Annotated in this window: 29 protein-coding genes; 18 read left to right on the plus strand and 11 right to left on the minus strand. The window is 63.0% G+C overall.

The window, feature by feature from the left end; translation table 11 throughout:
* The first annotated feature begins 40 nt into the window (after positions 1-40).
* The 9 genes from AC6I6L_RS08620 to AC6I6L_RS08660 are packed head-to-tail and all read left to right on the plus strand — an operon-like array spanning position 41 to position 8,403.
* A complete protein-coding gene (locus AC6I6L_RS08620) occupies positions 41-1,078 on the plus strand; it encodes a monovalent cation/H+ antiporter subunit E (RefSeq protein WP_497917340.1) in 1,038 nt (345 codons plus the stop codon).
* Positions 1,075-1,362, plus strand: a complete 288-nt coding sequence (locus AC6I6L_RS08625) for a cation:proton antiporter (protein WP_497917341.1) — start codon at positions 1,075-1,077, stop codon at positions 1,360-1,362. Before AC6I6L_RS08620 ends, AC6I6L_RS08625 begins: the two co-directional genes overlap by 4 nt.
* Entirely contained in the window at positions 1,359-1,706 is a 348-nt protein-coding gene (mnhG, locus tag AC6I6L_RS08630; protein ID WP_497917342.1) for a monovalent cation/H(+) antiporter subunit G, read from the plus strand. Before AC6I6L_RS08625 ends, mnhG begins: the two co-directional genes overlap by 4 nt.
* Positions 1,703-2,251 (plus strand): DUF4040 domain-containing protein, encoded by a 549-nt coding sequence (locus AC6I6L_RS08635; protein WP_497917343.1) that lies wholly within the window; start codon positions 1,703-1,705, stop codon positions 2,249-2,251. Before mnhG ends, AC6I6L_RS08635 begins: the two co-directional genes overlap by 4 nt.
* On the plus strand, positions 2,251-2,751 hold the full coding sequence (locus AC6I6L_RS08640; RefSeq protein WP_497917344.1) for an MnhB domain-containing protein: 501 nt from the start codon (positions 2,251-2,253) through the stop codon (positions 2,749-2,751). The genes AC6I6L_RS08635 and AC6I6L_RS08640 overlap by 1 nt, the downstream gene beginning before the upstream one ends.
* Positions 2,744-3,124 carry a cation:proton antiporter subunit C gene (locus AC6I6L_RS08645; protein ID WP_497917345.1) on the plus strand — a complete coding sequence of 127 codons (381 nt, stop codon included), beginning with the start codon at positions 2,744-2,746 and terminating at the stop codon, positions 3,122-3,124. The genes AC6I6L_RS08640 and AC6I6L_RS08645 overlap by 8 nt, the downstream gene beginning before the upstream one ends.
* Positions 3,117-4,706, plus strand: a complete 1,590-nt coding sequence (locus AC6I6L_RS08650; protein WP_497917346.1) for a monovalent cation/H+ antiporter subunit D family protein — start codon at positions 3,117-3,119, stop codon at positions 4,704-4,706. The genes AC6I6L_RS08645 and AC6I6L_RS08650 overlap by 8 nt, the downstream gene beginning before the upstream one ends.
* Positions 4,703-6,565, plus strand: a complete 1,863-nt coding sequence (locus tag AC6I6L_RS08655; protein WP_497917347.1) for a proton-conducting transporter transmembrane domain-containing protein — start codon at positions 4,703-4,705, stop codon at positions 6,563-6,565. Before AC6I6L_RS08650 ends, AC6I6L_RS08655 begins: the two co-directional genes overlap by 4 nt.
* Positions 6,562-8,403: a Na(+)/H(+) antiporter subunit D gene (locus AC6I6L_RS08660; protein ID WP_497917348.1), complete on the plus strand. Its 1,842-nt coding sequence runs from the start codon at positions 6,562-6,564 to the stop codon at positions 8,401-8,403. Before AC6I6L_RS08655 ends, AC6I6L_RS08660 begins: the two co-directional genes overlap by 4 nt.
* A gap of 66 nt (positions 8,404-8,469) precedes the next feature.
* Here AC6I6L_RS08660 and AC6I6L_RS08665 read toward each other — a convergent pair whose 3' ends face one another.
* Together AC6I6L_RS08665 and AC6I6L_RS08670 are read right to left on the minus strand one after the other, a co-directional pair.
* A complete protein-coding gene (locus AC6I6L_RS08665) occupies positions 8,470-9,594 on the minus strand; it encodes a tyrosine-type recombinase/integrase (protein WP_497917349.1) in 1,125 nt (374 codons plus the stop codon).
* A 264-nt stretch (positions 9,595-9,858) separates the two neighbouring features.
* Entirely contained in the window at positions 9,859-10,356 is a 498-nt protein-coding gene (locus AC6I6L_RS08670) for a RidA family protein (RefSeq protein ID WP_497917350.1), read from the minus strand.
* 498 nt (positions 10,357-10,854) lie between these two features.
* Here AC6I6L_RS08670 and AC6I6L_RS08675 point away from each other — a divergent pair, with 498 nt between their 5' ends.
* Complete coding sequence (locus AC6I6L_RS08675; protein WP_497917351.1) at positions 10,855-11,259, plus strand: helix-turn-helix domain-containing protein; 405 nt, start codon at positions 10,855-10,857, stop codon at positions 11,257-11,259.
* Between the two features lie 555 nt (positions 11,260-11,814).
* A complete protein-coding gene (locus AC6I6L_RS08680) occupies positions 11,815-12,690 on the plus strand; it encodes a universal stress protein (RefSeq protein WP_497917352.1) in 876 nt (291 codons plus the stop codon).
* 20 nt (positions 12,691-12,710) lie between these two features.
* On the opposite strand, the gene AC6I6L_RS08685 is transcribed toward AC6I6L_RS08680, so the two are convergent.
* The 4 genes from AC6I6L_RS08685 to AC6I6L_RS08700 form a co-directional block, all read right to left on the minus strand.
* Entirely contained in the window at positions 12,711-13,484 is a 774-nt protein-coding gene (locus AC6I6L_RS08685; RefSeq protein ID WP_497917353.1) for a class I SAM-dependent methyltransferase, read from the minus strand.
* Between the two features lie 10 nt (positions 13,485-13,494).
* The gene (locus AC6I6L_RS08690; RefSeq protein ID WP_497917354.1) at positions 13,495-13,884 is read right to left on the minus strand and encodes a DUF2267 domain-containing protein; all 390 of its coding nucleotides are present in this window, start codon (positions 13,882-13,884) and stop codon (positions 13,495-13,497) included.
* Positions 13,885-14,089: 205 nt separating this feature from the next.
* Positions 14,090-14,653 carry a cysteine hydrolase family protein gene (locus tag AC6I6L_RS08695; protein ID WP_497917355.1) on the minus strand — a complete coding sequence of 188 codons (564 nt, stop codon included), beginning with the start codon at positions 14,651-14,653 and terminating at the stop codon, positions 14,090-14,092.
* Positions 14,650-15,480 carry a YqcI/YcgG family protein gene (locus AC6I6L_RS08700; protein WP_497917356.1) on the minus strand — a complete coding sequence of 277 codons (831 nt, stop codon included), beginning with the start codon at positions 15,478-15,480 and terminating at the stop codon, positions 14,650-14,652. Before AC6I6L_RS08700 ends, AC6I6L_RS08695 begins: the two co-directional genes overlap by 4 nt.
* 272 nt (positions 15,481-15,752) lie before the next feature.
* Between AC6I6L_RS08700 and AC6I6L_RS08705 the strand changes: the two genes are divergently transcribed.
* Positions 15,753-15,941 (plus strand): DUF7331 family protein, encoded by a 189-nt coding sequence (locus AC6I6L_RS08705; protein WP_497917357.1) that lies wholly within the window; start codon positions 15,753-15,755, stop codon positions 15,939-15,941.
* A gap of 61 nt (positions 15,942-16,002) precedes the next feature.
* A complete protein-coding gene (locus AC6I6L_RS08710) occupies positions 16,003-16,464 on the plus strand; it encodes a universal stress protein (RefSeq protein WP_497917358.1) in 462 nt (153 codons plus the stop codon).
* Between the two features lie 89 nt (positions 16,465-16,553).
* Here AC6I6L_RS08710 and AC6I6L_RS08715 read toward each other — a convergent pair whose 3' ends face one another.
* Both AC6I6L_RS08715 and AC6I6L_RS08720 read right to left on the minus strand, forming a co-directional pair.
* The gene (locus tag AC6I6L_RS08715) at positions 16,554-16,982 is read right to left on the minus strand and encodes a universal stress protein (RefSeq protein ID WP_497917359.1); all 429 of its coding nucleotides are present in this window, start codon (positions 16,980-16,982) and stop codon (positions 16,554-16,556) included.
* A gap of 105 nt (positions 16,983-17,087) precedes the next feature.
* On the minus strand, positions 17,088-17,513 hold the full coding sequence (locus AC6I6L_RS08720) for a universal stress protein (RefSeq protein ID WP_497917360.1): 426 nt from the start codon (positions 17,511-17,513) through the stop codon (positions 17,088-17,090).
* A 349-nt stretch (positions 17,514-17,862) separates the two neighbouring features.
* Between AC6I6L_RS08720 and AC6I6L_RS08725 the strand changes: the two genes are divergently transcribed.
* Positions 17,863-18,744 carry a universal stress protein gene (locus AC6I6L_RS08725; RefSeq protein WP_497917361.1) on the plus strand — a complete coding sequence of 294 codons (882 nt, stop codon included), beginning with the start codon at positions 17,863-17,865 and terminating at the stop codon, positions 18,742-18,744.
* 2 nt (positions 18,745-18,746) lie between these two features.
* Here AC6I6L_RS08725 and AC6I6L_RS08730 read toward each other — a convergent pair whose 3' ends face one another.
* Complete coding sequence (locus tag AC6I6L_RS08730) at positions 18,747-19,187, minus strand: pyridoxamine 5'-phosphate oxidase family protein (protein ID WP_497917362.1); 441 nt, start codon at positions 19,185-19,187, stop codon at positions 18,747-18,749.
* Between the two features lie 128 nt (positions 19,188-19,315).
* Here AC6I6L_RS08730 and AC6I6L_RS08735 point away from each other — a divergent pair, with 128 nt between their 5' ends.
* From AC6I6L_RS08735 to AC6I6L_RS08750, 4 genes are all read left to right on the plus strand, one after another.
* Entirely contained in the window at positions 19,316-20,059 is a 744-nt protein-coding gene (locus AC6I6L_RS08735) for a sugar phosphate isomerase/epimerase family protein (RefSeq protein WP_497917363.1), read from the plus strand.
* Between the two features lie 193 nt (positions 20,060-20,252).
* Positions 20,253-20,657, plus strand: a complete 405-nt coding sequence (locus tag AC6I6L_RS08740; RefSeq protein WP_497917364.1) for a universal stress protein — start codon at positions 20,253-20,255, stop codon at positions 20,655-20,657.
* 179 nt (positions 20,658-20,836) lie between these two features.
* Positions 20,837-21,256 (plus strand): universal stress protein, encoded by a 420-nt coding sequence (locus AC6I6L_RS08745; RefSeq protein WP_497917365.1) that lies wholly within the window; start codon positions 20,837-20,839, stop codon positions 21,254-21,256.
* Positions 21,257-21,791: 535 nt separating this feature from the next.
* The gene (locus tag AC6I6L_RS08750; protein WP_497917366.1) at positions 21,792-22,289 is read left to right on the plus strand and encodes a universal stress protein; all 498 of its coding nucleotides are present in this window, start codon (positions 21,792-21,794) and stop codon (positions 22,287-22,289) included.
* 80 nt (positions 22,290-22,369) lie between these two features.
* Here the strand turns inward: AC6I6L_RS08750 and AC6I6L_RS08755 are convergent, their stop codons facing one another.
* Positions 22,370-23,611, minus strand: coding sequence for a glycosyltransferase (locus tag AC6I6L_RS08755; RefSeq protein ID WP_497917367.1), 1,242 nt, complete (start codon positions 23,609-23,611; stop codon positions 22,370-22,372).
* 81 nt (positions 23,612-23,692) lie between these two features.
* The gene (locus tag AC6I6L_RS08760; RefSeq protein ID WP_497917368.1) at positions 23,693-24,169 is read right to left on the minus strand and encodes a pyridoxamine 5'-phosphate oxidase family protein; all 477 of its coding nucleotides are present in this window, start codon (positions 24,167-24,169) and stop codon (positions 23,693-23,695) included.
* Between the last annotated feature and the right edge of the window lie 183 nt (positions 24,170-24,352).

Below are 24,352 nucleotides of genomic sequence, written 5' to 3' on the forward strand. Positions count from 1 at the left end.
GCTATGAGTAGCCAACGACGGTCACCGGAAGTGATCCACAATGGCGGCTGATCGCGTGCTCGTCCCGCTCTCGGATACGGTTACGGTCCGACAGACGGTGGGCTACGCCGCGCGGTCGGCACTCGAGTCGGCCGACTCGAGCGAATGCCATCTCGTCGTCGTGCTTCCGTACGACGACGACGCCCCGGAGGGCCAGCGACGGATCGACGAGGCGGAGGAACTGCTCTCGCGAGCGACACGCTGGGTCGAAGAGGATGTCGGAACGTCCGGCGTGACGGTCGAAACGGCGGTTCTCGGGACGGAGGAGTACCTCTTCGGTCCCGACGACTACGCGGCGACGCTCTCGGCGTACGCGGACGAACACGGGATCGATCGCGTCGTGCTCGATCCGGAGTACCGCCCCGGCGTCACCGGATCGATTATCCAGCCACTCGAGCGCGAACTCGATCGCTTCGGACTCGACTACGACGAAGCGCCGGTCGAGCGGCCCGCCCGCCACGAGCGACTGATCGGTGAGGGAACGGAGACGTTCGACAGGTACTTTGCGCTGTTTTGGATCTCCTACGGGTTCTATCTCGTCCTCGGTGATCCGACGTACTGGTTCGACCTGATTACCGGCGTGGCGGTCGCCGGTATCGTCTCGCTGTCACTCGCCCAGATTACGTTTAGCTTCCCGCTCGATCGAGTCAAGTCGCCTATTCGGACGGTGCGGTTTGCCTTTTATATCCCGTATCTGCTGTTCGAGATCGTCAAGGCGAACCTCCAGATCTCGCTGGTCATCTTGCGGCCATCGATGCCGATCGAGCCGACGCTAACTCGGGTCAACGCCCGCGTCAGGAGCGGCCTGCCGCTGCTCGCACTCGCAAACAGCATCACGCTCACGCCGGGAACGCTGACGGTTCGAGCAAACGACCAGCGACTGATCGTCCACGCGCTCATCCCGGCCGCCCGCGAGGGGCTCTTCGACGGTGCGCTCGAACGAGCCGTACGGTTCGTCTTTTACGGCCGCGAGTCAGCGCGAATTCCGACACCGCGAGAACGCGGAGACACCGAAATTATCGACGGTGATGACCTGTGATTCCAGAGTTCGCAACGATCGAGGAAATTTTCCTCCTCGCAGCCGTCGGGTTTATTCTGCTCGCAATCTTGATGCTGTACCGGGCGGTCGCCGGCCCGACGACACAGGACCGACTGCTGGCTGTCAACGTCCTCGGGACGAACACGGTCGTGATTCTCGCCTTACTCGCGGCGGGCCTCGACGAGCCGTGGTTCCTCGATATCGCGCTGATCTATGCGCTGTTGAATTTCCTGATGGCTATCGCCATCTCCAAGTTCTCCGTCGAACGAGGTGGCGTACTATGATCGAGACGATTCGCTTCTGGACGATCGTGATCCTGGTCGTGTTCGGCCTGTTTTTCACCTTCGTCTCGGCCGTCGGCGTCATCCGCCTGCCGGATATCTACTCCCGGGCGCACACGGCCTCTCAGACGGACACCCTCGGTGCGGGACTCGCACTCGCCGCGGTCGCGATCGCACTCGGCTGGCAAAACGCCACCGTCTATACCGTGTTGTTGCTGTTTTTCGTGTACATCACGAACCCGACGGCAGCACACGCGATCGCGCGCTCGGCCGCTGAAACCGGCATCGCACCGTGGACCAGTGACGATGCCGACCAGGACCGTGACTCGGAGGTAAACTCCGAATGAGCGCGATCGCCTACACGCTGGCCGTGTTCATCCTCGCGACCGCTATCGCGACGGCGCTGTTCCGGGACGTGCTCTCGTCGATCGTCATCTTTGGTGCCTACAGCCTGGGAATGGCGATCCTCTATACGTATCTGCGCGCACCCGACGTGGCGATGACCGAGGCAGCGATCGGGGCCGGCGTCACGACGATCCTCCTGTTGTTGACGATCGCGCGAACGGCTCGTCCGTCGACCGACGACGTGTTCGAGCGCATCCACGTTCCCGCGGTGATTGCGGTCGGTGCGTTCGTGCTCGTACTCGGCTCGTTGCTCTCGAGTATGTACGCCGTCGGCACTGAGAACGCCCCGATCTGGGGGACGGGCGTAATCGCTGAAACGCCGACGGTCTACTACGTTCAGGAAACGTACGCGGATACCGGCGCCCAGAACGCGGTGAGCGCGGTTCTCGCCTCTTATCGGGGATTCGACACGTTCGGGGAGGCAGTCGTCGTCTTCGCGGCCGCGATCGCCGTTTTACTCGTACTGAAACGGGAGGTGTTCACGTAATGTCTCGATCCGATACGTACGACGATACCTACACCGAGAGTCAAGTGATTTTGACCTCGGTAAAGATCATCGCACCGTTTACGCTGACCTACGGGCTGTTCATGGCCCTCCACGGAACGGACACGCCCGGCGGCAGTTTCCAGGGCGGCGCGATCATCGGCGTGACCGTCCTCATGCTCGCGTTCGCGTTCGGTATCGAACCGACGCGACAGTGGCTCAAAAACGCTGCTGTCGTCGGACTCGTCACCGGCGGCGTGACGATCTTCGTCGCGACCGGTCTCGCGACGATCGCTCTCGGAGGAAATTTCCTCGAGTACGACCAGTTCACCGAAGCGTTCGGCATCGCCCACTACTGGGGGATGGAGGCGATCGAAGTCGGCGGCGTCGCGCTGATCGTCGCCGGCGTCGTCATCACGCTGTTCTTTGCGACGGCGGCGGGCTATACGCCCGCGCGCCACAACGACGAGCGGCCCGACTCGGGGGTAAGAAACGATGATTGAGGGCGCACTCGACGTGCTGGCGACGCGCTATGCCTACGCCCTGTTGTTCGTCTTGCTGGGAATCGGGATCTACATGATGATCGCCAGCGAGAACCTCGTCAAGAAGCTGATCGGCGTCAACCTCTTCCAGACCGCGATCTTCCTGTTTTTCATCTCGGTCGCGTTCGTCGACGGCGGCGCGGCACCGATCGTTCCGTCCGGGGGAGCCGATCCGGGACCGATCGCGAGCCCGCTCCCCCACGTGATCGTGCTGACGGCGATCGTCGTCGGGATCGCGTTGACGGCGGTCGGTCTCGCGCTCATCGTCCGCATCTACGCGGAGTACGGGACCCTCCGCGAGGATACCCTCAGGGAGGTGCGAGCCGATGAGTAGTCTCGCGGAGTTGCTTCCCGCCCTGCTGATCGCCGCCCCGATACTCCTCGCGACCGTGCCGATCGCGCTCGGTCTCAGGTTCGATCGAACCGGCTGGTCGGTGGCCGCGGTGACGACTGTCGGACTGGTCGTCGCGACGGCGTATCTCGCCAGCGCAGTCGCACAACAGGGACAGATCGTTCACGTACTCGGCGGCTGGGGCGAGCCACAGGGGATCGGGATCGAACTCGTGGCCGACGAGTTCTCCGTGCTGATCGCCCTGCTCGTCACGATCACCGCCGCCGGTGTCCTCGCGTACACCCGCGTTGGCGGCCCGCGTGGGAACACGTTCTACGCCGGCTATCTGCTGCTCGTCAGCGGGATGCTCGGTCTCTCCCTGACAGGGGACGTCTTCAACATGTTCGTCTTCCTCGAAATCGTCGGATTAGCGACGTACGCGATGGTGGCCAGCGGAGACGGTCCCGAATCCGCCGTTGCCGCCCTGAAGTACCTCATCCTGGGGACCGTCGGTGCGTCGCTGTACCTCATCGGCGTCGGGTTCCTGTTCATGGCGACCGGCGTGTTGAACATGGAGGTCCTCTCGGAAGCGGTGCCGCTGGTACTGGCCGAGGGTGGGAGCGATCTGACCCTCCTGCATGCGGCGTTTGCCTTCATTTTCGTCGGCTTCGCGTTGAAAGTCGCCCAGTGGCCGCTGCACACCTGGCAGCCCGACGCCTATCAGCGAGCGCCCGACGGCATCACGCCGTTGATCGCGGCGCTCGTCTCGACGACGTACGCCTACGCCCTCGGGCGCGTGATGTACACCGTCTTCGGTCCCGAGTTCCTCACCGCCACGCCGTATCTCACTGAGATCGTCGTGACCGTCGGTTCCGTCAGCGTCCTCGCGGGGAGCACGCTGGCCGTCATCCAGCGCGATATCAAGCGGATGTTCGCCTACTCCTCGGTCGCGCAGTTCGGACTCATCGTCGCCGCCTACGGTCTCGTCACCCAGACGGCGTTCGTCGGCGCGGTTATCCACCTGATCGGTCACGGCGTCATGAAAGCGGGGCTGTTCGTCGCCGCCGCCGTCGTCGCGCTCGGCTACGGTGCCCGAACCGTCGACGAGTACGCCGGTCTCGCCACGAACAGACCGTTTACGGCTGGTTCGATGGTCATCCTGCTGATCGCCCTGATTGGAATTCCGCCATCCGCAGGGTTCATCGGCAAGTGGTACATCGCGGTCGGCGCGGTCGAGGCCGAGGTGTGGCCCGTCGCGGCGGTCATCTTCCTCTCGACCATGCTCACCCTGGCCTACGCCGCGCGTTTGCTCGAAAAAATGTACTTCACACCCGCGAACGTCCTCGAGTCGTCACACCAGTCGGATGCGATCGCGACCGACGGCGGCGACGCGAGCGGCGAATCCGGCCGCGAAGACGGCACACCGATCGATCCCGAGCCCGTTCGCGGCGCGCCAGACGCAGTTTCGATCGGTATGATCGGACTGCTCGTCGCCGCCGCAGTCGTCGCCGTGAGCCTCGGCTTCGCCGGTGGTGCGTTCTTCGAGTGGCTCGATCCCTTCGTCTCGGAGGTGTTCACTGAATGATTGAACCATCCATCCTGCCGCTGGCTGCCGTCCTCGTCTCGGCGGTTGCTGTGGTCTTGATTATCGCTTCGTATCGCTACCCGAACGTCCGCGAGGGCTGGTCCGTGCTGGCCGCGCTCGCGAAGTTCGGCATCGTCGCCAGCATGCTCCCCGGCGTGCTCGAGGGGACCGTCTACTACTGGAGTCTGAGCGAGTCCCTCGGCGTCGAGTTTCTCCACGGAATCGACTTCGTGCTTCGGGCTGACCCCCTCGGAATGCTCTTTGCGATGCTCGCCAGTTTCCTGTGGATCTTCACGTCGTTTTACGCCGCCGGCTACATGCGCGGCCTCGACGAACACGCGCAGACGCGATTTTTCGCCTCCTTCGCGGCCAGCCTCTCGACGGCGATCGGCATCGCCTTCGCCGGCAATCTGGTGACGATCTTCATCTTCTACGAACTGCTGAGCCTGGTCACCTACCCGCTGGTCGCACACAACGAGGACGACGAGGCCCGGATTGCGGGTCGGAAGTACCTCACGTACACGTTCTTCGGCGGTGGGGTCTTCCTGCTCGCCGGGACCGTTCTCGTCTACTGGCTCACCAGCGCCGTCGATCCGGCGGGTGACCCCCACCTCGCGTTCGAATCAGGCGGCATCGAGATGCTGGCCGAAGGCGCACAGGCGGACCCCGCGTTCGCCCAGGCCGCTTTCTTCCTGCTAATTGCCGGCTTCGGGGTGAAAGCCGCCGTGATGCCGCTTCACTCCTGGCTTGCGGATGCGATGGTCGCGCCGACGCCCGTCTCCGGCCTGCTTCACGCGGTCGCGGTCGTCAAATCTGGTGCGTTCGGCGTCGCGCGAGTCATTCTGGAGGTGTTCGGCCCGGAACTCATCCAGGACCTCCCGTTGCAGGTTCCAGCAGTCGGTGCGGTCGGTCTGAACGTTCCGGTGGCGATTCTCGCGGCGTTTACGCTCACCGCCGCGAGTATCATCGCGATGCGAAAGGATCATCTCAAGCGCCGGCTCGCGTTCTCGACGACGGCCCAGCTTTCCTACATCGTGCTGGGGCTTTCGATGCTCCACCCCTACGCGATCCTGGGTGCGCTCTTTCACATTCCCGCCCACGCGTTCGGAAAGCTCACCCTGTTCTTCTGTGCGGGAGCGATTCACGTCGAAACCCACACGGACTACGTCAGCGAGATGGCGGGCATCGGTAAGCGGATGCCGCTGACGATGTCCGCGTTCACGATCGGTGCCGCTGGCATGGCCGGAATACCGCTGATCGCCGGCTTCGTCAGCAAGTTCTACATGCTCATCGGTGCCGGCTCGGTCGGCGGGGAGTACTGGATCTTCGCCGGAGCCCTGCTCCTCTCGGGCGTGCTCAACATCGCGTACTTCTGGCCCGTCGTCTACACGGCCTTCTTCGAGAGCCAGGACCGCTACGACGCCAAACCGTTGCTCGAGTTCCCGGCCGGCGGTCTTCAGCGATCGGCCGGCGACGAGGCCGTCACGGACGGGGGCGATCCGAACCCGGACGAGGAGACATACGCCGTCGACGAGTACCCGAGCGATGCGGACGTACCGGGACGGTCCCACGACGATCGCGCTGATACCGGCCACGACCACGCCGACCACGACGCTCACGGCGATCACGGCGGCCCGCCGATCGGCGGTTGGGAGCGGTACTCACCGACTGAGGAGAGTACCTGGCTCATGCTCGTGCCGATCACCGTCATCGCGACGGGGGCCGTCGTGCTCGGCGTGATTCCGGAGTACGCCGTCTTCCTCGAACTGGCGACGGAAATCGTCGAGGTCGTCTTCGGAACGCCCTTCGCGGAGTTGCGTGAGTATTCAGTTGCGACGATCGCGGGGGTGGGTCGATGATCGAAGCCGACCTCCTGACCGCGATCTATCCGCCGCTCGTGGTCTTTGCGGCGGCGCTGTTGCTGCTCGTTCTCCCCCGGATCGCCGGCTTCGCCGTCGGGGCGCTCAGCCTCGGGGCCGTGCTGGCGATCGCGATCCTCGTTCCCGACGGCGCACACCTGAGCGGCACGTTCCTCGGTCACTTCGAGGTCGTACCGTTCTACGTCGACGACTTCTCCCGGTTCATCGGCATCGGGCTCGGGTTCCTCGGCGTCTGTACCGTTATCTACGCCTACTCGAGCGACGCCAGTCGGACGATGACGGCCTTCGCGCTCGCGTACGTCTCCTCCTCGATCGGAGCCGCCTTCGCGGGCGACTGGCTCGTCCTCGTGTTCATGTGGGAGATCATGGCGGTGACGAGCACCCTGCTCGTCTGGCACTACGGCGGCGACGCGGTCCGCGCTGGCTTCCGCTATGCGATCGCACACGGAACCGGCGGCACACTCGTGTTGTTCGCCGTGATCGCACACTACGCTCAGGTTGGTGAGTTCGTTTACGGCGTCGGCGTCCCCGACGGCGTCGGTATCGCGACCGGCTTTCCGGCGCTGCTCGCGGTGCTCGGGATGGGCGTCAACGTGGCGTTTATCGGCTTCCACACCTGGCTTCCGGACACGTATCCGCGACCTCACTTCGCGGCGTCGGTGTTCCTCGCCGCGTACACGACCAAGACGAGCGCGTTCATCCTCTACCGTGCGTTCCCGGACGGTCACATTTACGTCGCGTACATGGGCGGACTCATGGCCGTCTACGGGGCCACGTTCGCGCTGCTCCAACACGATATGCGCGCGCTGCTCTCGTATCACATTCAGGCCCAGTTAGGGTACATTCTGGCCGGGATCGGGATCGGCTCCGGAATCGCGATCGCCGGTGCCATGGGCCACCTCTTCAACAACGTCCTGTTCAAGAGCCTGCTGTTCATGGCCGTCGGCGTCGTCATCTTCCGGACCGGCGAGGAGGACCTCTACGAACTCGGCGGCCTCTGGCGCGAGATGCCGCTGACCGCCGTCGGCTTCGGACTCGGGGCGCTCTCGATCACCGCGATTCCGGGATTCAACGGCTATATCAGCAAAGGAATGATCTTCGATGCGGCCGATCCCAGCTACTACGGCACTCCCGAATATCAGGCGCTCTACTGGCTCCTGTTTATCGGTGCGATCGGGACGCTCCTCTCGTTCATCAAACTCGGCTACTACGTGTTCTTCCACGGCGAAAGCGACATCGAGGTCGCGGACGCCAGGCCCGGACAGACGATCGCAATGGTGGGACTCGGCGGAGCCTGTCTCGTCCTCGGCGTCTGGTGGCAACTCTTTGCCGATCTCTTGCCGCTGGTCGATGGGTCGACGTTCGCGTTCCAGTATCCCGGCGGCGAGAGCGAACTGCACCCCTACAGCCAGAGCCACCTCGAAACGGCAGCCATTTTGACTGCGATCTCCGCCGTCACCTTCGTCGTCGTCCGCAAGCCCCTTTCGAAACTCGACCTCGGTGATCCGGCGATGATCGTGAACCCGGTCGCGTACGTCCTCGGCCGCTGGTCGATGCTCGCAGTTACGGATCTCTACGCGGCGGTCGATCGCGCGGTCGTCAACGCCGTCACGACCTGTTACTGGATCGGAAACAATCCGGTTCTGGCAGTGGACGCGGCCGCCCGGCGACTTCCGAACTGGATCGTCGACGTCGAGGAACGCCGCCCCGCAGACGGCGGTCGGCCCTCGACGATTCACCTCAGAGCCGGCATCGGGACGACCGTCTTCCTGTTGACGATCGTCCTGACGGTCGTCCTGTGGTTGCTCGCGGTCTGATCGCACTCCACGCCGTTCGATCATCGCCGCTCGATCGCTCTCGGATTCGTCCACCGACGCTCTCGCTCACTCCGTCGACTCGTCTCGCGCGTTCGCGTCGAGGTCGAACACCGACGGTCGTTCTTCGGGCACGGCGATCGATCGCTCGAACTTGGAGGCCCGAAGCGCCGGCTTCGACGACGTCGCTTCCCGGCGATACCGATCTCGGTCGGGGTCGGCACGGACGCCGCGGGGCGTCAGGTAGTTCCCGTCGACGTCGATACCGGCTTCCCTGCAGAGTCGTTTGAGAACCGATCTGGCCCCTTCGGTCGTGATCGCTGGGGGGGCGATCGACCGCTCGCGTGACAGCGTCTGGGCCGTCGATTCAGCGAGCATCGCTTCGATTTCCGCGTCGTCGTAACCGCGCTCGGCGAGGGTCTCTCTGACGCGGCGAGCGACCGACGGCGCGTGACCGGTCGGGAACAGCGGCCAGTCGTTCGTCGGCGGGTCGAGGACCACCCGGTACCGTCGCAGTGGCGTGCGTGCCGGTGCGGACAGGGGAACGTCCTCGAGCCGCTGAGATTTGCCGAGGACGCGAACCGTTCCGGTATAAAAGTCGACATCCTCCCAGGTCGCGCCCGTTCGCCGGTCGTCTTCTGGCACTCGGAACAGCTCCGACCCTCGAACGTCGGAGTGGGCGAGCATGGCGACCATGGCGTACTCCCGCAGGCGCGTCCGGCGTTCGCTGTCACCGATCTCCTCGTCGATCCCATCGAGGGCGCGCTCTCGGACGTACCGTTCCAGTTCGCGTCGCTGCGTCGTCGTCCAGGCTGCTTCAGTCGATCGATCGTCGTCGACCGGCAGGGCGGACTCGGCTGCCGGCGTCGCCGCCGGATTCGTCTCGAGAATGCCCCCGCGGACGCACCACGAGAGAAACGCCCGAACGACGGCGTAGTAGGTGCCGGCGGTCGACGCCGTGTACTCTCCGCGCTGGGTTCGATCGCTCAACTCGGCCGCGTAGGCGCGCATGTGTGCCGATTCGAGCGTAAATAGCGCAGTGACGCCGTACTCGGTATCGAGCCACTTCGCCCAGCGGCGCAGCACCGACTCCGCGTTGGTCGCGTATGTTCCCGCACCGGGTCCGTCGGGATCGCCAACGGCTTTCCGCTGGAGATACGCGTCGACTGCGTCCCCGATCGCTACCGCGGTCACGGATCGATCACTCCACTCGCTGTTTCGCCGTGGAATCGGAGCGACGGCGGTCGGCCGACGCTGTCGCGTCGATCGGGGGCACCTGACTCCGATGCGTTCCGACCTGCGAATGCGACGCCGTGACTCATCTATTCGAAAGCTACCGCTCCACGACCCTAAAGCTGTGTTTTCTGCGCCGAGGGATCGACGCTGATGGGTTCCTCTCGGCCCGTTGCGTTCCCCCGGGCCGAAGTGAAACGGTCGTCCCCGACGCCGGGGCGGGCCTCACTCGTCAGCCGCGACGACTTCGAGTTGGATCCCTGCACCACCCGGCAGTTCGTTGACGCCGGTTGTCGTCCGCGGCGGATACGGATCGTCGAATCGATCGGCGCGATTCGTTTCCGGCGGATACGCGTTCTCGAATCGATCCGCGTATCGCTGATCGACGACAGCTTGCGTCTCGAGGTCGGTCAGAATAACTCTTACACGCATCAGATGCTCGAGTCCGAGCCCGTGGCTTGCGAGGAGTTCTTCGAGGCGATCGAGACAGTAGTCCGTCTGAGCGTCGATCGGCGCGTCGCCACAGATTCCACCGTCGTCGGTCGGCAAAACCCCTTCGAAAAAGAGCAGATCGGACTGGCCGGTTCGCTGGCCAAACGCACCGGTGTTGTCCGATCCTGCCCGCTGTCGACGAACTGCCGAACTCGGACGATCCACTACTGCCCGCTGATCGTCTGCTTTTTCGGTCGATTCCGTGGATTGGTGTGAACTCGATCGGTTCATACCATAATAACTTAGTTTATCGATTATAATACTGTTCGTTGCGCCTATATCTAGCGTCGCTTGCGGGGTCACTATCGTTCGTCGATCGTGGGGGCGCTTGCGGGTTCACTGTGGTTTGTCGTCCGTGGGGGCACTCGTTGGGAGTCGTCCGTGCTCGATCGTTCCAATGGTTGTTCTGGAGATGTACAATACCGTGTCCGAGACCGGTCCTCTGTCCCGGCGGCGTTCCAGTCCCCGATAATCGAGCGTCCGTACACGCCCCGAGAGTCCCCTTTTCGAGTCGCGGTATCATATCTGACGTTCGCGTTCGGGGACCGCGTGGTCCAAACGCAATCGTTTCGGGAAGACCATTCGCCGTCACTGTTTTCGATCGCGATCGGGAACGAGACATCGGAAGTGAGATTCGGTGCTGCTGGGCCTTTGCAACCCGGTTCAACGAATTTGCGCAATATTCACAAAACCCTTTTATTGGTACGGTTCCTACCCTCGGCCAGTACGATGGCAAACTCGATGGCAGAACAACTCCAGCAGGATATGGAGTGTGAAGGATTGCTGGAGTGTATCCACGGCCTCAAACAGCTCGATAAGGAGTGTTTCAGGGTGATGGTCCAGAGCGACGAGGCGCTGACGATCGACGAAATCGCCGAGCAAGTCGACCGCGAACGATCGACGGCGTACCGATCGATCCAGCGACTGCTCCAGAGCGGATTCATCCAGAAAGAGCAGGTCAACTACGACCAGGGCGGCTACTACCACGTCTACTATCCGACCGATCCGTCCCAGATCGCAACCGACATGCAACGGATGCTCAACGATTGGTACGCGAAGATGGGCCAACTCATCCACGAGTTCGAAGACAAATACGATTACATCGACGAGGCGCCGGCCACCGTGGAAGGGTAACGCGGTGTCTCACCCCGTCGACGAACTGGTTTTTCGAGTACCCACTGGTCTCGTTGTCATCGGTTTCACCCGTTCGGCTTCTTCCGCTTCCCGCTTTCCTCTCTTCCTGAAGCCCCGTGTCCGGCAGTCAATAGCGACGGAATCTTTCAGTCGTTTCTCTCAGTTCACCTGCCCACTCATTCGTGTATGGTTATGTATGTATTGGGCAATATTGTGTGCCACAGTCGTCTCCACTGGGGAGATGTCGGGATCAGCGTCCGGCACAACCGCGATCCAAAGGCACGGCTCACGTGGACGGTTCAGGACTGGTCGGCCGGATCCGCCATGAGTATCGCCAACCCGAAACCACGGACGCGAGTGCGACCGACTGACCCGAATATAACGTATTGATAGTATATTGTATTCCGATACGTATCCATCTCATTCGTGGAACACCGTGCGTCGAGTTCGAACTGTAAACTCCTCGAAAACCCTTTTCCGACAGTCTAGCGTCAGCCTACCCGTAACGGTCCTGTGAAGTGATAACCGTGGAAGTCGTACAATCGGATCGTTGAGATGACCACCGATAGTTCGAGGAATGGAGAAACGCTGTTGGTCCCGATCGCCAACGAGGAAACTGCCGATCGTCAGCTAGATACGGCGATCGATCTCGCGGCCGATCGGTCGTTGGAACTCCTCCTCGTGTACGTTCTCGACGTCCCGTCACAACTGTCGCTGCAGGACGGGCGTCGATACCTCTTAGACGAGGACATCGAGCACCTGCTCGATGACGCTGTCGCCCGCGTTGAATCCGAAGGGGTTTCGGCCGATCGAGTAATCCGCATCGCTCGCGGTGTCGCGACCGGGATCGTCGGCGCGGTGGACAAATACGCCGTCGACGCCGTCCTCATGGGCTGGCGCGGTCGACCGCCGCGCCAGCAGACGATTCTCGGAAACCACCTCGACAGGGTGTTGCAAAACGCCGACTGTGACGTGTTCGTCAAACGAATCAAGACGCCGACGCCGGCGACGATCGACTCGATCCTCGTTCCGCGGGCCGGCGGTCCCCACGACCGTCTCGCAGCGGAGACGGCTGCGTCGATCGCCCGGGGTCACGACGCGTCGCTCACCCTGTTACACGTTTTCGATCCGGCCAATCCCGAACTGAGTCGGGAGGAAGCCGCAGCCCTTCTCGGGGAGACCGAAGACTCGATCTCGGGCGTCGACGCGGTCGATCGCGAACTCGTCGACGGCGAAAACGTTCCGGGGACGATCACCGATCGGACGACCGAACACGACGTCACTATCCTCGGAGTCTCTCGCGGCGGGTTGCTCCAGCGAACGGTGCTGGGGTCGACCTCCGAGGCAGTAGGGAGACACGCCGCTGGAACGGTGATGCTGACCAAACACCACGACTCGGTTCCCTCGCGGTTGCGTCGACTGGTGGAGTGATCTCGTAGCGCGGTGAGCGACTACGAGTTGCGTGCCAGAACGACCTCGATAGCGAGTCCCCAGGTTCGCTCGTCTCGCGCGTCGACGAGGCGAAATCCCGCTTCCCGAAGCGTGTCGCGGACGTAGATCGGTCGACAGTCGACGTAGGTTGGTGCTCGACCGTGTACCGACTCGTAGATCGCGGACACTGGCCCGCCGTCGCGACGAGACAGCGCGACGACACAGAGCCGTCCGCCCGGCCGCAGCACGCGACGCCACTCCGCGAGCGCGATCGGAATCTCCGGCGTATCGAACAGTTCGAGGACGAAACTCGCAAACAGCGCGTCGAACGAATCAGACTCGAAGGGGAGTGCTGCGCCGTCACCTGCGACGACACCGCGGTTCAGACCGGCCGCTGCGAGCGCCCGCCGCGACTCGCGACACATCCCGTCCGCCAGATCGATTCCGATTCCGAGGCCGTCGGGTTGCACGGCCCGACCGATCGCAACGAGGGCGGTTCCGGTGCCACAGCCGACGTCGAGGATCCGTTCGCCCGGTGAGGCGTCGAGGAGTTCGATCCCAACGGCTCGGGTCGGTGCCTCGAACGGATCTGCGATCCGGTCGTACCACCCGCTCAGCGCGTCGTACCACGCACGGGCGCTCCGTTTCGATCTGGTAACGCGGGCGATTGGACCGGGCGGTCGGTCGGCTGTACCCTCTTGCTCTCCCCGTGCGAGGTCGCGTGTGATCTCACGCGGTGTGTCTCCCGCTGACTCCTCGCGCCCCGATTTCGATGATCCGGTGTCCGGACTCATCCCGTCCGACTCACTCGGTTTCGACGCCGATAAGTTCGAACAGCGGGTCGAAGTCGTCCGGAAGTTGCGCGTCGACTTTGTCGATGTTCCCCGGCGGAACGACCTCGGCCACCACGGCGAGCAGCTGCTGGGCGTGGTAGTTCGCGTCCGATCGATCGACGCCCTCGCGCTCGGCGACGCGATCGAGGAACTCCTGGTAATCGAAGCGCTGGCCGTGTTCGACCTCGGTCAGGTAGCGATCGATCTCCATCGGGAGCGGGCTTGCGAGATCGGTCGCTTCGCCCGCCTGAATGCGCTCTCCGAGCGTCGTCAGGACGGCTCTGGTCGCTCGAACTGCCTGACCGAACTGTGCGTACTCGAGTCTGTGCTGGACCTGTCCAACGAATTCCTTGTAGTTCATAGTATCGTCGTTCAGTCGTCGTGGTGCGGTTCCGTCCCGAGGCTCGATCCGCGAATGTGGGGATACGTCTCGGGATGTCGGTCGTGAACTGCGACCGCCGACGGGTGCTACGTCGGACGCGTAAAAATAGCTACAGGGGTGCGCTCACGGAGTTCGGTTCGCCAACGCCTCGAGGTACAGTTTGCCGCGTCTCAATCGATACGACTCAGTCGGTACCGTCGAGGATACTCGTCGAGTCGACGACGGTCGCGAATTCGCCGTCGAGGTGGGCTAATGCCGTCCGGTGATTCGTCTTGGCGTCGAACCGCTCGCCGTCGAACGTCCGATCGAACGTCGCGGTCGCGTCCGCGAGGAGCGTCACGTCGAAGCCGCGATTTTCGGCCATTCGAGTCGTCGTCGAAACGCAATGGTCGGTGGTTAACCCGCAGACGACGAGCGCGTCGCACCCTCGCTCTCGGAGCCACGGTTCGAGATCCGTTCCGACGAACGCGCCGTTGACTCGTTTGACGAACTCCATCTCGTCTACGCGGGGTTTCAGTGCGGATTTGTAGGCAAAGCCGGGCCGATCGCGCCGAAGCGGTGAGTCGGGTTCGGTCGAATCGTGGCGGACGTGGACCACTGGGAGGCCGCGATTGCGCCACCTCGACAGCACCGCCGCTGCTCGGTCTTCGGCCTCGGGGTTGTTCCGCTCGCCCCAGCGCGGGTCGTCGAACCCTACCTGAAAGTCGACGAGGAGGAGGACCGGGCCGGTTCGCTCGTCTCCCGTCATTGTGACACGGAGCGCAGGCCGGCGATTCCCGGATCGATCGACGGGTCGACTTTCGGGTGCTCGCGGGTCACGGCGATCGGACATTCGTCGGGGGCCTGCTCGGGGTCCGCCGAGAGCATGTACTGGTGCCACTCGCGGTCGCCGTCGACGCCCCAGTCTCCGAGGTTTTCGTGCGGACAGACACCGTCGTACTCCGACAACCGGTCCTGGATGACGTCTCGGGCCTGTTGGCCGGCTACCGTGTCTCCCGTGACGCCGAGGGACTCGAACAGCGCCCGCGGCTGGAACGTGATCTCGAGACCGATCGGGCAGTACCGACTCATACGCTTCTCGTAAAACGGCGCGCGACAGGTCGGAAAGATCGGCTCGCCGGCGAACGAAAACTCCCAGTGCGGTTCGTCCGGGTCGGTCGGAATCTCCTCGGGCCAGGGTTCGGGGTCGTGTACGTGGAGGAACTGCAAGATGTGCCACAACGCCTCGTGGTACTCAGCCTCCGAGAGCGGGTCGGCCGGTGGTTTGAAAAAGGTCACGAGCGAGGCGCGATCGCTGTGTCGCTGGTAGCACTCGAGGTACTCATAGAGCGTGTCTCGGAGGGCGAGCAGGGCGTCTTTTTCGGAGAGCGACGGGGCGGTCGTGTACAGCGGATCGCCGTTCTGTACCGATTCGACGCCGAAAAAGCACGGAAACGGCGACCCGTTTCGCTCGCCGAGTACCCCCTCGGTGAACGATCGCCAGTGCGTAGCGACCCACTCGGGAACGTCGCCACGTTCGACCCGCGATGCGAGCGTTTCGTGAGTCATGAGTGTTTGGACGCCGGGTTCGTTCATACCTGACCGTTTGCCTGATCCCATATTGGTGTGTCGGATCCCCTTGCGCACTTCTTGTAGCTTGTTACCGGCGATCGCCCATAGCGGGTCAGCGATCGCCGGTAATTGATTACAATAACCCCTATCAGTGTCCGGTTCACTCCGGCACCGCTCGCGGCCGTCGATGGCGACCTGCTCGGGATCGCACTCGACTGTTGGTCGCTCCCACTCGGTGGGAACTGGGACGACGATACAGGCCCTCCCGTCTTCACGTGTCACCTACGAAGTGAGATATGTCCGAGACAGAACCCGACCACAGGCCGACCGGCAACCGACGGACTGGCGATAGCGCGAGCTGGCCCCCGGAGACGGACGCGCTCGTCTCATACGAGATCGATCAGGGGGTGTTGGTTTGCGATCGACGAAATCCGAACGCCTGGCTCCTCGTCGATGAGGACGTTTCGCTCGACGATATGCGCTGACCGACTGCACGTTCTCGTGACCACGGTAAACCTTTGAGCCTCCGTGCGGTACGAGTAGTCGATGTCCCGCCACCTACTCGTTCCTGTCGACGGGTCGCCGCTGTCCGAACGGGCACTCGAGTACGCCTTCGACGCACACGACGACGTTTCCGTCGTCGCTCTTCACGTCCTCGATCCGGCCGATCCGGGATACAGTTCCATAATCGACGTCGACGTCAGAACGGAACCGCCACACGGTTCCGACGAGTGGTACGAACGTGCCGAACAAGAAGAAGAACGCATCTTCGAGACCGCACGCGAACTGGCGGCGAGACACGACGCGGAACTCTCCACCGATTCCGTCACGGGGGAGCCGGCACGCGAGATCGTCGACTACGCCGAAGATAACGAGATCGACGCGATCGTCATGGGCAGTCACGGCCGACGGGGTGACACGCGCCTGATGCTCGGAAGTACCGCCGAACTCGTCGTCGCGCGAGCGCCGGTAACCGTCACCGTCGTTCGAGACGAGGAACAGTACTGATCGAACCGGGCGCGTGACACCGTTTGCAACCGGGGACGGACGCTCCTGGAGCGATCGATCGCGATTGCGTACTCGCGGCTCCCATCCGGCTACCGGACGACCGTCACCGGAACGTTGGCGCGCCTGACGACGAGTTCGGCCGTACTCCCCAGTCGCATGTCCCTGGCATCGCTCCGCCCGCGACTACCCAAGACGATCGCGTCGACGTCGTTGTCCTCGGCGTACGCCACGATCGCCTGGGCCGGCGACCCGACCGTGGTGTCGGTTTCGATCGATACGCCTCCCGCTTCGACGTCCTCGCGCGCCTCCTCGAAGCGGTCCGCGACGTCGGCTCGCCGTTCGTCGAGCCACTCGCGGGTCAACGACGGCAACCGGTCTTCCCCGTCGGGCGTCACCTCGAACGGATCGATCGCGTGAAAGAGAACGATCCGTGCGTCGGGACTCGTCTCGATGGCGTACTCGAGGGCAGTCTGTGCGTGGGAGGACCCGTCGTGTGGGACGAGAATCGATCGAGACATCGGCTACGTCGTCGTTCGTCGTCGCGGATCGTAAATCCACGCGACGGACTCCGGTGGGGCCATTCGGCGGGGTTGTCGGGGCGGCTCTCTCATCGTGGGCGTCGATCACCGAACGACGATCACGGGCGTCGGCGCGCGACGGACGACCTCCTCTGCGACGCTACCGAGCAGGATTCGGGAGATCCCCTCCCGTCCGTGACTGCCGATGACGATCGTCTCGTACTCACCCTCTTGTGCGCGCTCGACGATCTCGCGCGCCGGTTTTCCCGTGATCACCGCTGTGTCGATCTCGCGGTCGCGTTCTGCGGCGAGGTCCGCCGCCTCGTCGAGGATGGTCCGACCGTGATCTTCCGCTTCCTCGGCGGCGGGAATCCTGTTTTCCGGCTCCTCGAACGCGGCCCAGTATCCCTCCGGAACCGGGATGACGTACATGGCGGTAACGGCGGCGTCCGGGAACGTCTCGAACGCGTACTCGAGCGCTTTCTCCGCGGGCGGCGATCCGTCGTACGGGACGAGTAAGTGCTCGGTCATACGATTTTCTACGGATGCGTTCGATATAATACACCCACCCCCGCCGACGGAGTGTCCACGACCCGCGTCACAGGCTGGTCCGAACCCGGTCTGTCCCGGGTTTCCCTCCACGTCCCGAGTTTCGCCTCACGGCCCGAGTTTTCCCCTACGTCAACGACTCACGCTGTCGGGTTATAGTACTCTTGAAACGGTTTACACACCGATCGCAACGCTGTCCAGCGATCGGATGTGTATCGACTTTCAAGAGCTACTACAGGGTCGGTGTCCAGGCGCTCGGGGAGGATTCGATTTTATATCGACCGGCGTGAAACGATCGAACGGGCGTCGCGATCGCGCCGCTCACGAGACAATGTCACGACACGTTCTCATCCCGATCGACGGCACCGAGCACGCGTTCGGCGGTCTCGAGTACTGTTTCGCGTCGTTTCCAGACGCGAGGCTGACCGCGCTCTACGTAGTCGATCCCCACCGCGATCACCACGCGAGCGTTGGCGAGTCCGACTCACCGGAGCGACGCGGCGAGGCGCGCGGTGAACGCGTTCTCGAGCGTGCGGTCGAACTGGCCGACGACCGCGGTCACGAGATACGGACGGACATCCGCACCGGAACGCCACACTCGGAGATCCTGGCGGTCGCCGTCGAGGCTGGCGTCGACCACATCGTGATGGGGAGTCACGGCGAGTCACCCGCCAGCCACCCGTTTCTCGGCCACGTCAGCGAGACCGTCGTGCGTCGCTCACCGGTCTCGACGACGATCGTCTCCGAACCCCCGGCCGCGGTTCGCGAGCGCGACCTCCCCGGTCGAGTGCTCGTTCCGGTCGACGGCTCCGAACAGGCCGAGGGCGCACTCACATACGCTCTGGAAGCGTTTTCGGAAGGAACGATCACCCCGTTCCACGCGATCGATCTTCCGTTCGATCGTGACCGCGTCGACCTCGAGGGAACGTACTTCGCCAAAATTCTCACGGCACACGAACGGGCTGCCGAAGAGATTCTCGAGTCCGCGGCGGCGATCGCCGAGGGGCGTACTATCGCCGTCGAAACCGCGACCGCCTACGGAGCGCCCGCGACGGCGATCGTCGATTTCGCCGAGGCGAACGAGTACGACCAGATCGTCATGGGTAGTCACGGCCGATCGCTCGTGGCCCGACTGTTCACCGGATCCGTCGCGGAACGGGTCTCCAGACGCTCGCGTCTGCCGGTCACGCTCGTTCGCGGCGCGACGGAGTAACGTCACTCCGTCTCTTTCCGTCCCGTGATCGTCTCCGGAACCAGTCGAAAGTCGGAAAACGGGATCTCCTCACGCGGTCGATCGAACACGTCGACGGTCGGGATCGTGACTGCCCACATTCGCTGTACTGCAGCGGAGTCGGACGGGAGTTCGGTCAGTTCTTCGAGGACGCCCGAGGCGACGACGCTTTTCCAGCGCCCGCCTTCCTCGCCGTGGACGACGAACGACACCGGGTTGTCGATGACGGTCGACTTGGAACTCCCCGGCGGAAAGGAGAGTCTGAAGTAGAAGTGTCCAGGAACTTCTGCGTATCCGTACGAGACCGGGACCGAGAACGGTGACTCGCCGTCGTCCGTCCCAAACGAGAGGACGCCGACACCGCCGTCGTCCAGGAAGTCGGCACGTTCGTCGTCGGTCAGTTGCACCCAGCGAAGTCCCGTCATGGGGACGACTACGACGTCGACGACAAAAAAGCCGGGTCCGTTTCCCTCGCACGGCTTCGAAGGCACGACTTCGATCGGTACTCGCTCGAATACTGTCATCTTATACGGACCGATCCCAATGTGTTCGTATGGACATCGGACTCACCGTCGGCGACTCGCTCGATCGTCTGACGCGAACGATCGACGGCTTCGATCTGGCGGAGTTGTCGATCGGGGACGGGAACGACCCCGAAGCGATCGACACGAGCCGCCTCGAACGGATCCTCGACGACGCGGGAGCAGATCTCTGCGTTCACCTTCCGTACACGCAGGTCGTGGTGACGCCGGTTCCCGAACTCAACGCCGCGATCGTCGACTATCTGGGGCGGCTCCTCGAGTGGACCGGTGCCGTCGGCGCGAAAAAGGCCGTGCTTCACGCGACGGCGCAGAACCCGCACGATACCGATCTGCGCCCCCTCTTTGCCGAGCAACTGGAGGCGATCGGTGACGCCGCCGACGCGGCGAGCGTGGAACTCGTCGTCGAGAACGTCGGCCATCAAAAACGCGGGTTTCCGTTATCGGTGGTAGGGGATCTGGCACGCGAGACGGAGACGGCAGTCTGTTTTGACGTCGGCCACGCCTACATGGAAGACGGCAACGACGGCGTCGATCGATTCCTCTCGGGGTACGACGACCTCGTCTCGCACCTCCACGTACACGACGTTCGGAGCCGGGGAGATACGCATCTTCCGGTTGGGGCGGGTGAGATCGACTACGGGGTCGTCGCGTCCCGTTTGAAGGGATTCGACGGCACCGTCGCGATCGAAGTATTCACCGACGACCTCGTCTTGTTGCGTGATTCGGCACGACGAGCGACGGACACGCTCGAGTGACCGTTACGACGGACGGTTTCCACGTTACGTATAAAACCGTCCACGAACGGTCTCTCGTCCGCGGAAGGTCTCTTTGATCACCGTCACTCGTGCCATGGGTCCCTGATTGTCGTCGTTCACCGCCCGCCGCGTCGGACCGCGAGACGAAACCGTCCGAACGTATATACGCCACTCTCTCGTGGATTGCCACGCGATGTACGACACGATACTCGTCGCGACAGACGGAAGCGAGGCGGCAACTCGCGCGGTCGATCGCGCAATCGATCTCGCGTCGACGTTCGACGCTGACCTGTATGTGGTGTACGTCGTGGACACGCGCCGCTACGGCGGATCGATGATGACCGACTCGGCAAATATTGTCGCGGATCTGGAGACACGCGGTCGAGATATTCTCGCGGGTGTCGAGTCGCGAACCGACGTTTCGGTAACGACGGCAGTTCGAAGCGGCCAACCACACCAGCAGATCGGCGAGTACGCGACCGAGATCGATGCTGATCTGGTCGTCCTGGGGAGTCGCGGGGTGGGCGCTGCCAGCGAAATCGGCAGTAACGCCGAACGGGTCGTCCGGTACGTCGATCGCCCGGTTCTGACGACCTGATAGGGACGTGTAATTGATTACAAGAATCCGTATGCGGCTTGCGACACGACCGCGACCGATGGAACCGGTACCTACTGATCGCGAGTGGCGATCGCCTCGCCGTGTGGGTGTACGCGAAAACGTATCAACTGTTCCGGCATGACCTATTTGAGAACGGTTGCTGTGGAGTACCCTGCCCAATGTACGAGACGATCCTCGTTCCCACGGACGGGAGTGAATCAGCGAACCGCGCGGTCGAACACGCACTGGTGCTTGCGGACGGCTACGGTGCGAAACTGCACGCGATGTACTGCGTCGAAACCCACCGGTACGGCGAACCCGCCTTGAGCAGTGTCGAACTCCTCCTCGACAACATCGAGGATCGAGCCGGAACGATGCTCGAAGACCTCTCCACTCGGGCGGACGCTGTCGGTGTCGAGTGCTCCAGTTCCGTCTGTCACGGGCGACCGTGGGAGGAAGTCCGCACCAAAGCCGAGGAGATCGACGCCGACGTAATCGTCATCGGGTATCAGGGACAGGGTCATACCCGTACGAACAGGATTGGAAGCGTCGCAGAGCGGATCGTGCGATCGTCGGATCGACCGGTGTTGACCGCCTGATACCGGATCTGCAAACCAGTAACCGAGATCCGAAACCGGTTCTCGATCGCCCAAAACGTGCCTGTGCTGGGCCAGACGCAGCAGTTTTGACGGCCAAACGTTTCACTCGCGACTCACACCTACTCGGTCGTACCTCTCCAATCCGACCGGATGCCTTCGTACTTCTTCGGTAAGTCTCTCTTATCCGATCGTTTTCCTCGCTATTCTATCCCATCTCTCGATCCTGTACTTGTTCGGTGCTATTTTAACAGTTTTACACAGGTACGAGCGTCACAGTCTCTTCGTAACTGGTGATTTATACCGCCAGAGCTGACAGCAGTTTTTCACAGTCTCGTCGTCGCCCGCTGGTTCGAATCGCTTCCGGCCAGGGGACCGATCGCCCCGGCCCCGACCGGCGCCGTCCGGACGCGACTCGACGGTCGACCCCTCCCGTCTCCCGGAGCGGTCGCCTCGACAGACCGTTGCTTGAAGATGGCACCCGATCTTGGTGGGAGACACCCACGAAGTTATTGCAGAGGTCGTAGAGCGTCCACTCATGAGCTTCGTCGTGCCGTTCGACGGGTCGGAACTCGCGGAAGCGGCACTCGTCAGGGCGGTCGAATACGCCAGTGCGCTGGACGAGAGCGTGGTGGCCGTCTCGGTCGTTCCGGAACGAACGCGATACGCGCGTGAGAAGGGGTGGATCGAAGCGGACGACCCATACGACGTCGACGCCGTCGTCGGGAGCCTGCGTGAACGGGTTCAGACGCTCACACCGGCGGCCGCGTTCGAGTACGAGGTCATCCGCGAATTCCCTCCCGAGCGGGAACTCGCAGACCACATCGAACGACTGGCACTGGCCCACGATCCGAGCGTCATCTTCCTCGGAAGCGACAACGTCGGACGGATCGTCACGCCGCTGACGAGCGTCGGCGTTCACATCGCAGCCGAGGATTCCTACGACGTGTTCGTCGTTCGCCAGCCGAACACGCCGCCCAGGATCGACGCGATCGAACCGCACGAGGAGTTTTACGACTCGGACGAGTCTTCCTAGCGCGCCGTCTCACCGCGTCGTCTCGGTGTCTTCTCTCACCGGGTCGCGGGATCCTGGTGTGCGACGTTCCGGGCCGGAGCTCAGGGATCGCGAGGTCCCAGTGCGGCGAAAACCTCGAGACAGTCGGTGAGCTGTCTCGGGAGTAAGAACGACTCGCGGACGTGTTCTCGGGCGTTTCGTCCGAACTCGACCCGCCGCTGATCGTCCTCGAGTAGGTGCTCGATCCGATCTGCGAATCCGTCGACGTCTTTCGGGTCGACGAGATAGCCGTTTCGGCCGTCCTCGATCTGTAGCGGGATGCCACCAGCCGTCGAACCGATGACTGGGGTCCGCTTCCACAGCGCCTCCGACACGACGAGGCCGAACCCTTCGCGGAACGATTTCTGCACGACCACGTCCGATCGACGCTGCAGGACGTTGACGGTCGTATCCGGGACACCGGTCAGAAGGTAGACGTTCGGATCGTCGCCCACGGCGGACACCAGCTCATCGTACACTGCCTTCGCTTCCGGATCGTCACCGGCCATGCTGCCGACCAGCGCCAACTGGACGTCGGGAACGGTGGCTGTTATCTGTCGGTAGGCCTCGATCGTCCCGGGCTGGTCTTTCCACGGATCGAATCGCGAGACGTGTGTCACGAGTGGCGCGTCGAACGACAGCGGTGCGAGGCGGTCGCGTTCGGTCTCGACGATCGTCTCGTCCAGGTCGCGATTCTTCTCGGTCAACGGATCGATCGAGGGGTGGACCGTCGTCGACGGACCGTCGATCGCGTCGCTGAAAACACTGCGGCTGACGATCGCGTGATCGATCCCCTCGGCGTACTCGTTGAGGAATCCGAGATACTCCGACATCGGATCGCTTAAATCCACGTGACAGCGCCAGATCACGGCCGCATTCGGCATCGTTTCGGCAAGCGTTTCGATCATCCCGAGGGGCTGGGGATCGTGACAGACGACGATATCGTACTCGTCGTCGATCGCGGTCGCATTTCGTTCGGTTACTGCCCGATAGGTCGCTTTCATTTCGTCGGTCAGCGGCGGCCCCGATCCCTGAAGACCGTTGTGTATCGCTTTCGTCACATCGAAGAAGTCGTCGTCGGCCTCCATGACGAGCCAGTCGGTTTCGACGCCGAGGGCGTTGCTCAGCGGGACGATCGACTGCAGAAGCTCCGCCACGCCGCCGCCGGACGCCGTCGAATTGAGGTGCAGTATTCGGCATTCGCTCAGTTCCTCTCCGAGCGCGTACAGCCGGTCGAGTTGACCGTCGGACGCAACGTCCCTGTACGCTTCGATCGATCGATCCGGCAGCGATGGCTGGTGCATTGTCCGCACTCCTCCGAGGACGAGGAAACGTATAGCAGTTGGAGCTGTAAGATGCCGTTACCGTCCGCCGAGGAACGTGCGTTACTCGCGGTCTGGTTCGAGCGCCGGCGGGAGGCCCTGGTGTTTGATCCCGGTTCGATCGTCGATTCGGAACTCGTAAACGGCGACCTCACCCGACAGGGTGGCCGACTCGAACAGGTCCGGCCGCCACGCACTATCCAGGTGGCTGCCGATGTCGTCCCACTCGGATTCGGGAACGGCGGCGATCGTACCAGCAAGCAGGACGCTCTCCCAGTTGTACATGGTATCGACCTTGTAGACGAGAAAGCGGGCGGTCTCTGCCGCATCGCTCAGCGTCGCTTTTTCGCTAGTGCTGCCGAGAAGGTACGTAAAGTAGAGTCGACGATCGCCGTCGTACCCGTAGGAAAGGGGCAGGAGATACGGCGCGTCCGCTCCTGGGAGGCCGAGAACACCCACGTTCTGTCCCGTAAGGAAATTCCGAATCTCGGTTTCGCTCATCTTGACGAGTCCGTACTCCTGCAATTCGTCGACTGACATGGGTCGTCTGTCTCCGTGCGGTGGGAAAAAGGCTTGCACCTCCCACGGGCGGTACGTCGACGGTTGTCGTTAGCCACCCACGACGGTCACAGAGCGGCGATCCGAAGATTTACGGGTCCGGGAGCTGGCTACGGTCGCCACGGACAGCGATGCACACTCGGCCGCACCACGGGTGTGCGATCA

Source organism: Halosolutus sp. DAT137, from assembly GCF_059736405.1.